Source organism: Ohtaekwangia sp., assembly GCF_036786105.1.
Lineage (GTDB): Bacteria > Bacteroidota > Bacteroidia > Cytophagales > Cyclobacteriaceae > Ohtaekwangia.
The window spans coordinates 199,927-212,105 of the sequence record NZ_DAIQRQ010000002.1; the positions used below are offsets into that span (position 1 = coordinate 199,927).

Here is a 12,179-nt window from a genome sequence, read left to right on the forward strand (position 1 = left end):
TCGGCAAAAGTTCGGAATCACGTTGAAGCAAGCGGGCAGTCTGCACACATATTTCAGCGCATTCGCGATTCAGCTCAATGCATCGCGTCATAATGTTTACATCGCGTTCTTGCAGGCAGGCTGTGGCACAAGTTTCACATGCCATAACACATTCGAGCAGTTCACGTACCATCGCATCATTTGAATGAGGATCGTGCGGACGAAATGTTGTTTTCTGTTGGTCTTTCATGGTTTTTCATTTTAATGTGAATAGTATAACAAAACATAAAAAACTGTTCCTTCTTCAGGCGCTACATCCTGGCATGGATTTTTGAAAGCAGCAGTCATAACCAGTATCATTATGGAAAAAATAAGAAACGGAGATCCGGTGATCTACAGAAATCAACAAGGTATTGTATACGGACGTCCGCGCGAGATCAAATCAAGAGGATTGATCTATACCATCCGTATAGGCGATGAATACGTAAAAGCATTACCCAGTGAAATAACACTTGCCGGCAAGCACTGATCTATATGCTAACGGAAGTAATCGGTATAGGAGCCGGTGCATGCACGGCTTTATCATTACTGCCTCAGCTCATCAAGATTATCCGCGACAAACAGGCCCGTGATATTTCGCTGTTCTATCTGATTGTGCTTCTGGCAGGGCTATCGCTCTGGATCTGGTATGGTATACTGCGTGATGATATGCCTATCATTGTTACCAACGTTACTTCTATAGTTCTGAACATCGCCATAATTATTCTAGGCATCCGCTATAAAAAGAAATAACCCGTCTGTTATACCCTGGCTTTTTTTGCGATTCAGAAGGAGATGTGTTCAAATGAATGGTGTTATTGTTAAATGTCGTCCGATTCGATTCGTACAGGGTACAAAATGAGGCTGTGAATAAAAAATTTCACATTATAGAGTTATACTCCGGTGGAAAAATATACCTGTGACTTTTATAATGTATTGGCATCACAATATCAATTTGGTTATCTTTCAATAACCATATTTCAAGGAAATAAACTTTTGGAAAAATGCATTATACGGAATGAAATTTCTGACGAACAGATCTTTTCGAAATACACCGTTTCAGAGTAATTATAACACCACCTTTTGTTCTGAAATCAGAAAGCAAGTGATGGATTTATCTATCTTGCAACCGTTTTCGAATTAGTTTTTTGAACCTTTTTTCGAGCAGAACACGATAACCCAAACAGACTTCTAAATTTTATTTTATGGCATATATTGAACCGGCCCCGCTTAAGGACAAAGAGAATCCCTTCGAGGCTATGATGTCGCGTTTTAAAGTCGCTTCAGAAATTCTTGGACTGGAGGAGGAAATCTATAACGTATTGAAAAACCCTGCACGTCAGGTGATCGTATCGCTCCCGGTAACAATGGATGATGGCAGCATCAAAGTATTTGAAGGCTATCGTGTTATTCACTCTACTATTTTGGGACCATCAAAAGGTGGAATTCGCTTCGATCCACATGTAAACCTGGACGAAGTAAAAGCATTGGCTGCATGGATGACCTGGAAATGTGCTGTGGTGGATATTCCGTATGGTGGTGCAAAAGGTGGCGTTACCTGCAACCCGCGTGAAATGTCGGCTGGTGAAATTGAGCGACTGATGCGCGCTTATACCCAGGCAATGGCGGATGTGTTTGGACCCGACCAGGATATACCGGCCCCGGATATGGGTACAGGTCCTCGCGAAATGGCTTGGTTGATGGACCAGTATTCACGCATTCAGGGCATGACTACACATGCCGTTGTTACCGGTAAGCCACTGGTGATGGGGGGTTCACTCGGAAGAACCGAAGCAACTGGCCGTGGTGTAATGGTGTCTGCCATGGCAGCGATGGAAAAACTGAAGATCAATCCTTATAAAGCAACCTGTGCTGTGCAGGGTTTTGGTAACGTAGGTTCATGGGCCGCTCGCCTGCTGCACGAACGTGGTTTGCTGGTGCAAGCGGTAAGCGATTTGTCGGGAGCTTACTATAACGAGAAAGGCATGGACATTGAGCAGGCTGTGAAGTACAGAGATTCCAACAAAGGATCGCTTGATGGTTTTGGCGGAGCACAAAAGATCAGCAACGAAGAATTGCTTACGCTGCCGGTAGATTTGCTCGTGCCCGCTGCAACAGAGGATGTAATTACCAGCTCGAATGCTTCCAGCATTAAAGCAAAGCTGATTGTAGAAGGTGCCAATGGACCTACTTCATCACGGGCAGACAATATCATCAATGATAAAGGCATTATGGTAGTGCCAGACATTCTGGCGAATGCTGGCGGTGTTACAGTGTCATACTTCGAGTGGGTGCAGAACCGACTGGGCTATAAGTGGACCGCTGATCGTGTGAACCGCAGAAGCGACCGGATCATGAAAGATGCCTTCAACAACGTGTACAAAACATCGCAGGAATATAAAGTGCCGATGAGGATTGCTGCCTACATGGTGGCGATTGATAAAGTATCGAAGACCTACAAGTTCCGCGGAGGATACTGATTGCAATGTTCAGAATGCCGGTTTGTGTTTGATGAACGGCTATTCTAAATCTGAACTTTCGTGATTTCTTCCGGAATTTCACACTAAATTTGTGCAGCAAGTTCACAACGGACTTGCTGCATTTATTTTAAACGACCATACAAAACCTTTAGACATGACCATTCACCGCGAAGGCCGCATATTATTGTTTGTTCTGCTCATCCTCTTGTTTGCCTTGAACTGGGCCGTGCTGTATTTCTTTCCGCAAAGCAGCCTCGTGCAGAACAGTGTGATATTGGCCAGTGTGATATTTTACCTGCTCATCCTGCAGTTTTTCAGAAACCCTATCTTCTCCATCTCTAAAAATGAAATGCACGTGTTAGCTCCTGCCGATGGAAAGGTAGTAGTCATTGAAGATACTGAAGAGACCGAATATCTGAAAGGTAAAAGAAAGCAGATATCAATTTTCATGTCACCGGTAAATGTACACGTAAATCGAATGCCGGTGGGAGGTACTATTAGCTTCTTCCGTTATCACCCTGGAAAATACCTGGTAGCATGGCACCCCAAGTCAAGCACTGAAAATGAAAGAACTACGGTAGTGGTAAAAACCAAAACAGGTGTGGAGATATTGTTTCGTCAGATAGCCGGAGCGCTTGCCCGCAGAATTAAATGTTATGTAAAAGAAGGTCAGGCATTGGAGCAAGGCCAAGAGTTCGGCTTTATCAAGTTCGGTTCGCGTGTAGATATATTTCTACCACTTGATGCCAAAGTAACCTGCAAGATTGGCGATGTTACCAAAGGTGGCCGAACGGTAATTGCAGAGTTGAATTAATCGCTTAATCATTCGTAAATAGGTACACCCCAGTATACCGATACAACGGTATAGTTATGGCTTTTTGTTACGCAGGTAATGCACCAAGGAATGGCTTTTCGGTTTTTCGTGATAACAAGGTACATGACTATAATTTCATCATTGAAAAATACCGAGTTGCTAACACTCGTTACCAATAGTATTATACCTATTTTTAATCTCCGGTGATTTTTAGCTGGAGATTTTGCACCTAACGAATCAGTGAATGAAGCCTGCCTCCATCAAATTTTCTTCCACCCGAAGCGATTTCTTTACGACATTAAATCAACGGGTAAACGAATATTTTAAGAACAACAACATTTCGCGGTATGCCAACACCGAAATGAAAGTAAAAACAGTGTTCATGCACGTGTTATACTTTGTTCCATTCATACTGATGATTACCGGTGTTGTAACGAACCCTTGGTTAATGCTGCTCATGTGTGCACTTATGGGATGTGGTGTGGCCGGTATAGGTTTGGCGGTAATGCACGATGCCAATCATGGAGCGTACTCTAACAAGAAGTGGGTAAATCAGTTGCTGGGCTATTCGCTGAATATAGTGGGTGGAAATGCTTTTAACTGGAAAGTGCAGCACAACGTATTGCACCATACGTATACCAACATTCATGACGTGGATGAGGATATAAGCCCGCGGGGTATTTTAAGAATGACGCCTTATAGCGATTGGAAATTTATCCACAAGTTTCAGCATGTATATGCCTGGTTCTTCTATGGACTGATGACGTTCGTATGGGTATTTGTAAAAGACTTCGTCAGAATAATTCGCTACCAGAAAGATGGTCTTGTAAAAAATCAGAAAGCAGATATTCGCACGGAGTGGGCGATCCTGATTGCTACCAAAGTACTTTACCTCGCTTACATCATGGTTCTTCCGCTTGCTATCCTGCCAATCACAGGTTGGCAATGGTTCGCCGGTTTCTTCCTGATGCACTATATCGCCGGATTTATACTGGCGGTAATCTTCCAGCCTGCGCACGTTATTGACGGTACCGAGTATCCGCTGCCCAATGAGGAGGGCAAAATCGAAAACAGTTGGGCTATACACCAATTGCACACCACTACCAATTTTGCACAGAGCAACAAAATACTTTCGTGGTATGTAGGTGGATTGAATTACCAGGTAGAGCATCACTTATTCCCCAATGTATGCCACGTGCATTACAGGAATATCTCGGGCATCGTAAAGCAAACCGCAGAAGAGTTTGATCTGCCCTATAAATCGCAACCTACATTTATCGGTGCTTTGATCGGCCACGCCAAACTTTTGAAAGAGCTTGGTAAAAATCCGAAAACAGTATTGGCCACTGCACCGACTCCGGCAATCATTTAGTCGTATATATTTACCGGATTCGATGCTACAGGAATCGTAGTCCTATTTTTCCGCCAAACCACATTTTTGTGTTGATGTCATTGCTATTGGTGTGATCAGCAAAGAAATGTGGTTTATAGGATGTAAAGAGATCAGGATAACCATCGTAAGTACTATCTGTAATATAGGCGTTCACCGTAACGCCTGTTGTAATCGACATCTTTCTGGCAAACTGATAATCAACCCCTATATATAGCTTGTTGATCATGTTAATGGCATGAATCCAGTTTCCTTTTACAGCCTGATTGGAGGTAAGATCAAAATTGAGGAAAAGCCTACGTGAAAGCCGGGGTGCAGTTCCGATACCATACCCGAACGTCCAGAATGTTTCCGAATCACCAAAAGTATTGGGCTTCGCGCCAACATTCAGGATATTATAAAATTGCCGCACACCCGTGCGAAAGGAGATATTGGTATAGAAGATTTCATCAGCAGCAACTTCAATTTTGTGATAACCTCCGCGACTCACAAAGCTTAGAAAACCAACGGGTATACCTTTCATACTATCAGCTATATTCAGGAAGCCGAGCTGAAATCCTCGTATAGTCGTGGCGTAGTTCACAAATCCAATTTGCACGCCACGCATGCGGCCAGGCGCTGCGTTAAATATACCCGACACTTGTGCGCCGGTAACATTTTTAGCAGCGAAATTTACAAATCCTCCTGCTTGTGCTCCCTTCATGTCGTTTGCAGAAAAATTTAGTAGTCCTGCAATCTGCGTTTCAGCGTTGCCTGTAGAAAAATTAAAAAGTCCGGCTAAGCTCGGACCTTCTTGTTTCCCTATCGTAGTGTTTCCAAGTCCTGCCACACGTACTCCTCGTGAGTAGCGAAGACCAACATTGAGTAATCCAGCCAAGGCCACCGACCGTGTAGTGTCCATGTTGAAGTTTGCCAAACCACCCACTTGCCATCCATTCACTTCTTCCATGTTTGCATTCACAAACCCGGCTATTTGTACACCCTTTGTTTTACCGGCAACACCGTTGGCTAGTCCGGCAATCTGAAGGCCATGTACATCACCTCGCACAGCGTTAAATATACCTCCTATCTCCAGCTTTTCGACACCAAGCGAATAACCTCCCAGCATGTTGAGCGAGTAATCGTTGATAATATTACCACTGAGCTTGTGATTGGTACCAATGAAGGGTACTACTGAAAACTGAAAATGACGATGCAGTGTATCGTCAATGTTGATCATGTTTATAGCCTGTATGGTTGCGTTTTTTGTGGAGAGCCAGAATCGTTTTAGTTTCCTTCCCACACTGTCGGCGAGGACGTTGAGCTTTTCTTTATCGATCTTGATCGGTACGTTTAACAGCCCTTTGCCCTCGCCCGATACGGTTACCAGCGTATCGATATAGTTTAGTTTTTTTACCGAGAGGCTTACCTGCTCATTCGATGGTTTGGGAATTTCGATCTGGAAGTAACCATATGCATCGGTTACAGTAGAAGACAGCGAAACGGGATCATATATACTTACGTTCTTTAAACGCTCGCCTGTAGCTTCGTCAATAATATACCCGCTCACCTGCTTCGTGTCTTTCAAACTGGTGTCTGCCCTTACCAGGATGATGTGCTTCTTGCGCTCTTTATACTGTATTGTTCCTTTGAAGAGTTGATCCAACACTTCGCGCACGGTTTTATTGGTGCCTTCGTATGAAACAATACGACTGGCATCGAGTATATCCGGACTATAGGAGAATGTGAACCCTGCAAGATCACCGATCTTCCTGAGTGCAGAAGCCAATGTTTCATGTTCGAGGCGTATCGTAATGACCTGCTCCAGCAATGGTTTTCTCGGATCTTCCTTGGCTTGTGCAAAGTGCGCGAGAACCAGAAAGACAACAATCAGATATCTGCTACTGGTTTTCACAACCCTGGCCCTCCAACACAATTTCGTTTGCAGTTTCACGGATGGTAAGATTCAGTGTTTCTGCCATGACCTGTGCTATCTCACGGATGTCTTCATCGTTGAATGAAACTGTAAGGTGGCAGTTTTGCAGTGACTTGCTGATCACGATTTTTTTATCGTAAACGCTGTTCAGTGCTTCTGCTACTGTGCTGAGATCGGTATTGCTGAAACTGAAGAATTTAGTTTTATAAGAAAGCACATTACTTTCAGGTTGTTCGATGGAAAATGTTTTGGTGGTTTTGTTATACACTCCTTTGCCGCCAGCTTTAAGTTGTATACCCGCGTTGTTGTCAGTAAAGAATTGTACTTCTCCATCCACAACTACAACCTCTACGGTGTTCGACTCGGGATAGGCGGTTACGTTGAACGATGTACCGATATCGCGAATGAAAACACCTTCTGCATCTACCAGAAATTTTTTATCGTCTTCGTGATTGATGTTGAAGTAAGCCTCTCCCTGCAGCTTTACTACATGGCTCTTCTTCTTCTTGTCGTAAGCGTAAGTAAGTTTTGTTTTCCTGTTGAGGTATACATTGCTGCCATCAGGAAGTGTATCGCTCAATGTTTGTTTACCGGCAACTACTTCCACCGGTTTGCTTATGCCCGGATATACAAAGCGATATGCAAACCAGCCAACACCCAGAATGATAACAATGCTGGCAGCGATCTTGAGGAACGGGAAACCTGAATCGGCTTTACGCATCGGCACAACACGACCGGCTGGCTGATGCAGTTTCGATCTCATTTTGTTCCAGGCTGCATCGGTATCGAACTGTTGCCATTCTTTTACCGCCGATGCCCTGACAAATATAGTTCTGAACTGATCGACATACTTCCGGTTCGTTTCGCTCTGCGCCTGCCATGTTTCTATAAAGGCAGTCTCTTCCGCAGAGGCTTCACCAGCCAGGTATTTACCAATCAAATCATCAATATCGTTCGCGTTATATTGCAATGCTCTTAGTTAAGAAATCCATTCATTAAAACAATGAGTAATGGGAGATAGTCCTTCAATTGCTCGCGCATAATCTTTAGTGCTTTACCCATCTGGTTCTCTACTGTTTTTACAGACAGGTTCAGTTGGTCGGCTATCTCCGAATATTTGAGTTCTTCAAAGCGGCTGAGTTTAAAGATGAGGCGACATTGCTGCGGAAGCTTTTCCATCGCTTCGTAAATTTTTGTTTCAAGCTCCGAGGCCATTACGGAGCGAGTCACCGACTCAACACTTTTTTCGGCAACGGCAAGCTCGATGGTAGCATGTTGCTGTTTGATTTTTTCGTGTTTAAGCATATTCAGGCAAGCGTTGCGTACCATAGCATAGAGATACGGTTTTACTGCTGTGCGTATCTCCAGGTTCTCACGTTTTTCCCAAACCGACAGAAAGGTAGACTGCACGATCTCTTCGGCTTCGTCACGATCCTGAACGAAGGTGTATGCGTAATTGCAAAGCGGCTGATAGTGAGTTCGGAATAACATTTCAAAAGCAGTTATATCGCCTGTCTTAAGCGATGTGAGTGTCCGTTGTTCCGTGAATTCCACTGCTTTTGGTATTCGTTTAACAGCGAAATTTACGGTTTTACGGCTTTGAGGTTATGACAATCTCAAAAAGATTTACCCCTATCCTGCTAAAAATATTTCTCACGGCAGTTCGCCAATCCAGAAAATACTGTTGGAAGTAACCCGCACAAGACCATCATGACTAGCAATAAATCGGTTGCCATCGGGTGTTAGTCCTATATAAGATAGTGTTTGATCAGATTTATCAACCTGTATAAGAACCGGTGTATGGGCAGCCACCCATTTTTCAAAACGCTCAACATGCATCGACCACTTCAGTGTGTTATCCAGAAATATGATCTGCAACTCGCGATGATCTTTTGCAAGTTGAAACCTGCTTTCGGGATTTTGAATAACAATCGTTACGGCTGTGTTACCGGAATCTGCTAAAAATAAAATACCTTTTTCGATAGGATTTTCATCTTTCAAATATGCTTCAATAGTTACCGGATGTTGGTCAGCCAGTTTCTCCTTCAATGCAGGTATACGGTCTGTTGCGCCCATCACCACGTCAATCTTAATTCCCCACTGTAATACTTCATCTACGGCAGAGTCGAGCACAACCACCAGTGGTGCCCACTCCAATAGCGGTTGCACAAGTTCAAGTGACAACGCGTGCGTTATAAACAAAGCAGGTTCCTGACCTTCTTTTACAAAATGATGCGATGACATGTCGTCAGATTATGCCGGCATTGCAGCAAGGCTGTTTGATCGGCTGAAGTTAAGGTTTAAATTGCAACCTAATTGCTTCGTATGCTGTCAGCAAATCAGTGTTATAAAATTTTTCAACAGAGTATTGACGATTATCACGTTCACGATCATGTAGATACTCCTGTGAAAAATCCATTTTCACCCGGAAGTTTTGAGTATCTGTTGTACACCAAAAACTGGATCGATACCGTGCAATGGCACCTGGAAGATATTATCCGTTTGCCAGAGATAAATCCTGTGGAAGGTATTCAGATAAAAAGAAGAATTGACAAATCGAACCAGGATCGCACCGATATGGTTGAACAGATCGATGACTATTTTCTGGAACAATTTAAAAATGCAGTGCCCAAACCCGGAGCGCGCATCAATTCTGAAACACCAGCGTGGTTGCTTGATCGCATGAGCATTCTAATGCTCAAGATCTATCACATGAAAGAACAGACCGAGCGCACCGATGCCAGTGCCGAGCACATAGCCAAGTGTCAGTCAAAACTTTCCATTTTAATGGAACAGAAAACCGACATGCAACTCGCATTTGATGAGCTCATCGAAGATATTGGTCAGGGTAATCGCAGGTTCAAAGTATACCGTCAGATGAAGATGTATAATGACGCATCTTTGAACCCCATGTTATATACGCAGAAAAAGTAAAGGCTTGAAGAAGATACTTATACTTCGGTTTTCAGCTATGGGAGACGTGGCACTGCTGGTGCCGGTTGTGAAGTCATTCACGGCTGCCTATCCGGATGTTGAAGTTACTGTAGTAACAAGACCTAAATTTGGTCCGATGTTCTTCGATATAGAACGTGTTACTGTTTTTCCTGCGGATGTAGATTATACCTATACCGGTGTATTGGGCATGCGCGATCTCTTTCGCAAGCTCATGCGCAAAGGCCCATACGATTTAGTACTGGATATGCACGATCATGTGCGTACCATGATTCTGCGATCGCTCTTTAAACTCTTCGGAGCGAAAGTCGTTGTGTTTGAAAAGGGCAGAGCAGAGAAAAAAGCATTCAGCCGTAAAGACGATAAAGTAACAACACCACTCATTCACACCGTAGAGCGGTACAGGCTTGCCTTTGAAAAAGCAGGTTATCCGTTCAAGATGGTAGATGCGCCGTATTTGTCGCTGAGTGAATCGATCGAGAGTGCTTCCGGATGGTTCTCCTATAAAAAATCAATGGAGCTTACCCGGTGGATCGGCATTGCTCCTTTTGCCATGCACAAATCCAAAATATGGCCATTGGAAAATTATCCGGTGCTCATAGAATCCATTTTAAAAAAGACACCTGTAAAATTCTTTTTGTTTGGAGGAGGAGAGAAAGAGATAAAATACTTTGAAACCCTGAAGCAGAAATTTCCGGAACACTGCGAAGTAATAGCCGGTAAATTAAAACTCCGCCAGGAAATTGCATTGATGAAACACCTTGATCTGATGATCTGTGTAGATTCTTCCAACATGCACCTCGCTGCACTATCGGGTGTACCGCTGCTTTCCGTTTGGGGAGGCACCCATCCCGATGTTGGTTTCGGCCCCTATAATTATTCGAACGGAAGTATAATTCAGGTGAGTCGTGAAGAATTACCGTGCAGACCTTGTTCAGTATATGGAAAAGAAAAATGTTTCCGCGGCGATTTCGCTTGCCTCACCCGCATACATCCTGAAGCAGTAGCCGATCATGTGTTGAAGCGACTCGCGGTGTAAATTTTCAAAATGTACCATCACAAACTTTAGGGTAATACTTCATTGAGCGTAGTGTCTTGTATATTACCCTGTATCACTTTATGAATACAACCATTAACACCATTATTTTTGATTTGGGTGGCGTGCTCATCGATTGGAATCCACGCTATTTATACCGGAAGATATTCAAGACCGAAGAAGAAGTGTCCTGGTTTCTGGAGAATATATGTACCAACGATTGGAACGACCAGCAGGATGCAGGGCGCTCGTTCGAAGATGCTACACAGGAGTTGATTCAAAAATATCCGGAGTGGGAATTGCCCATCCGTGCGTGGTACGATCGCTGGCAGGAAACAATACCCGGACCACTTCATGATACAGTAGAAATACTGCGACACTTCAAAGAAAATTCTTCGCACCGTCTATACGCACTCACCAACTGGTCGGCACAAACATTTCCGTGGGCACTTGATAATTTTGAATTTCTGCATTGGTTCGAAGGCATTGTAGTATCGGGTGTTGAAAGAACACGGAAGCCGTTTCCGGATTTTTATCAGATACTATTCGAGCGCTATAAAATCAATCCAACCGAGGCGCTTTTCATAGACGATAACATCAAAAACATTGAAGGCGCCAAAGCGGTCGGCCTTAACACTATTCACTTTCAGTCACCGGAACAAGTGAAGCGAGAGCTTCAACAAATGTTGCTGATTCAGTGATGAGGAATTTGTAATCACCGTATAGCGTTACCTTTGCATCATGCAGCAACAGGCGCAACATAGTCGTTTCATCAGGCAGGTAGCTACAGAACTTGGATTCAGTTTTTGTGGTATATCAAAAGCTGAATTTCTGGCTGATGAAGCACCGCGACTGGAAGCGTGGCTAAAGCGTGGCTATCAGGGAAAGATGAGTTACCTCGAAAATCATTTCGACAAACGCCTTGATCCAACACTATTGGTGCCCGGGGCCAAATCGGTAGTGAGTCTTATATACAACTACTATCCACCGAAAGATCTCGCGAAAGAAGGCGAGCTGAAGATTGCCAAGTATGCGTATGGTGAAGATTATCACTTTGTGATCAAAGACAAATTGAAAGTCTTTATGCAGCGACTCGAAAAAGATATAGGCGCTATACAAGGTCGCGCGTTTGTGGATTCCGCCCCCGTTATGGAACGCGTGTGGGCCAAACGCAGTGGTATAGGATGGATCGGCAAGAACAGTTTGTTGTTGAATAAACAAATGGGTAGCTTTTTCTTTTTGGCAGAACTTATCATTGACCTGGAACTGGAATACGATGGCCCTGCCAAAGATTACTGCGGAACCTGCACTGCCTGTATGGATGCTTGCCCAACGGATGCTATACCACAACCTTACGTTGTAGACGGCAGCAAATGTATATCGTACTTTACAATAGAGTTGAAAGAAGAAATACCCACTGATGTAAAAGGTAAATTTGAGAACTGGATCTTTGGCTGCGATATATGCCAGGATGTTTGCCCGTGGAACAGCTTCTCCAAACCCCATAACGAACCTGCTTTCCAGCCACATCCCGACCTCGAAAACATGACGCGACAAGACTGGCGCGAAATCAC

13 protein-coding genes are annotated in these 12,179 nt (G+C 43.9%); 9 read left to right on the top strand and 4 right to left on the bottom strand.

The window, feature by feature from the left end:
* The first annotated feature begins 340 nt into the window (after positions 1–340).
* The 5 genes from V7Q33_RS01910 (at position 341) to V7Q33_RS01930 (ending at position 4,684) form a co-directional block, all read left to right on the top strand.
* Positions 341–508, top strand: coding sequence for a hypothetical protein (locus tag V7Q33_RS01910; protein ID WP_331980309.1), 168 nt, complete (start codon positions 341–343; stop codon positions 506–508).
* Between the two features lie 5 nt (positions 509–513).
* Positions 514–771 (top strand): SemiSWEET family sugar transporter, encoded by a 258-nt coding sequence (locus V7Q33_RS01915; protein ID WP_331980311.1) that lies wholly within the window; start codon positions 514–516, stop codon positions 769–771.
* 452 nt (positions 772–1,223) lie between these two features.
* A complete protein-coding gene (locus tag V7Q33_RS01920; RefSeq protein WP_331980313.1) occupies positions 1,224–2,498 on the top strand; it encodes a Glu/Leu/Phe/Val family dehydrogenase in 1,275 nt (424 codons plus the stop codon).
* Positions 2,499–2,652: 154 nt separating this feature from the next.
* On the top strand, positions 2,653–3,312 hold the full coding sequence (locus tag V7Q33_RS01925) for a phosphatidylserine decarboxylase family protein (RefSeq protein ID WP_331980315.1): 660 nt from the start codon (positions 2,653–2,655) through the stop codon (positions 3,310–3,312).
* 244 nt (positions 3,313–3,556) lie between these two features.
* Positions 3,557–4,684 (top strand): fatty acid desaturase family protein, encoded by a 1,128-nt coding sequence (locus tag V7Q33_RS01930; RefSeq protein ID WP_333818717.1) that lies wholly within the window; start codon positions 3,557–3,559, stop codon positions 4,682–4,684.
* 25 nt (positions 4,685–4,709) lie between these two features.
* Here the strand turns inward: V7Q33_RS01930 and V7Q33_RS01935 are convergent, their stop codons facing one another.
* The 4 genes from V7Q33_RS01935 to V7Q33_RS01950 form a co-directional block, all read right to left on the bottom strand.
* Complete coding sequence (locus V7Q33_RS01935; protein WP_333818718.1) at positions 4,710–6,596, bottom strand: STN and carboxypeptidase regulatory-like domain-containing protein; 1,887 nt, start codon at positions 6,594–6,596, stop codon at positions 4,710–4,712.
* Positions 6,583–7,587 (bottom strand): FecR family protein, encoded by a 1,005-nt coding sequence (locus tag V7Q33_RS01940; protein WP_331980321.1) that lies wholly within the window; start codon positions 7,585–7,587, stop codon positions 6,583–6,585. Before V7Q33_RS01940 ends, V7Q33_RS01935 begins: the two co-directional genes overlap by 14 nt.
* Before the next feature lie 5 nt (positions 7,588–7,592).
* Positions 7,593–8,171: an RNA polymerase sigma-70 factor gene (locus V7Q33_RS01945; RefSeq protein ID WP_333818719.1), complete on the bottom strand. Its 579-nt coding sequence runs from the start codon at positions 8,169–8,171 to the stop codon at positions 7,593–7,595.
* Between the two features lie 99 nt (positions 8,172–8,270).
* Complete coding sequence (locus V7Q33_RS01950; protein WP_331980325.1) at positions 8,271–8,861, bottom strand: hypothetical protein; 591 nt, start codon at positions 8,859–8,861, stop codon at positions 8,271–8,273.
* An 81-nt stretch (positions 8,862–8,942) separates the two neighbouring features.
* Between V7Q33_RS01950 and V7Q33_RS01955 the strand changes: the two genes are divergently transcribed.
* The 4 genes from V7Q33_RS01955 to queG all read left to right on the top strand — a co-directional run.
* Positions 8,943–9,551: a DUF4254 domain-containing protein gene (locus tag V7Q33_RS01955; RefSeq protein ID WP_331980327.1), complete on the top strand. Its 609-nt coding sequence runs from the start codon at positions 8,943–8,945 to the stop codon at positions 9,549–9,551.
* Between the two features lie 4 nt (positions 9,552–9,555).
* Complete coding sequence (locus tag V7Q33_RS01960) at positions 9,556–10,608, top strand: glycosyltransferase family 9 protein (protein ID WP_331980329.1); 1,053 nt, start codon at positions 9,556–9,558, stop codon at positions 10,606–10,608.
* Positions 10,609–10,688: 80 nt separating this feature from the next.
* Complete coding sequence (locus V7Q33_RS01965) at positions 10,689–11,306, top strand: HAD family hydrolase (protein WP_333818720.1); 618 nt, start codon at positions 10,689–10,691, stop codon at positions 11,304–11,306.
* Between the two features lie 40 nt (positions 11,307–11,346).
* Positions 11,347–12,179 (top strand): tRNA epoxyqueuosine(34) reductase QueG (gene queG, locus V7Q33_RS01970; RefSeq protein ID WP_333818722.1); only part of this gene is annotated, 833 nt, incomplete at its 3' end.

Excerpts from the sequence above, each read along its gene's own strand:
- V7Q33_RS01910 (WP_331980309.1), top strand. The coding sequence starts at position 341 with ATGGAAAAAATAAGAAACGGAGATCCGGTGATCTACAGAAATCAACAA.
- V7Q33_RS01915 (WP_331980311.1), top strand. The coding sequence starts at position 514 with ATGCTAACGGAAGTAATCGGTATAGGAGCCGGTGCATGCACGGCTTTA.
- V7Q33_RS01920 (WP_331980313.1), top strand. The coding sequence starts at position 1,224 with ATGGCATATATTGAACCGGCCCCGCTTAAGGACAAAGAGAATCCCTTC.
- V7Q33_RS01925 (WP_331980315.1), top strand. The coding sequence starts at position 2,653 with ATGACCATTCACCGCGAAGGCCGCATATTATTGTTTGTTCTGCTCATC.
- V7Q33_RS01930 (WP_333818717.1), top strand. The coding sequence starts at position 3,557 with ATGAAGCCTGCCTCCATCAAATTTTCTTCCACCCGAAGCGATTTCTTT.
- V7Q33_RS01950 (WP_331980325.1), bottom strand. The coding sequence starts at position 8,861 with ATGTCATCGCATCATTTTGTAAAAGAAGGTCAGGAACCTGCTTTGTTT.
- V7Q33_RS01955 (WP_331980327.1), top strand. The coding sequence starts at position 8,943 with ATGCTGTCAGCAAATCAGTGTTATAAAATTTTTCAACAGAGTATTGAC.
- V7Q33_RS01965 (WP_333818720.1), top strand. The coding sequence starts at position 10,689 with ATGAATACAACCATTAACACCATTATTTTTGATTTGGGTGGCGTGCTC.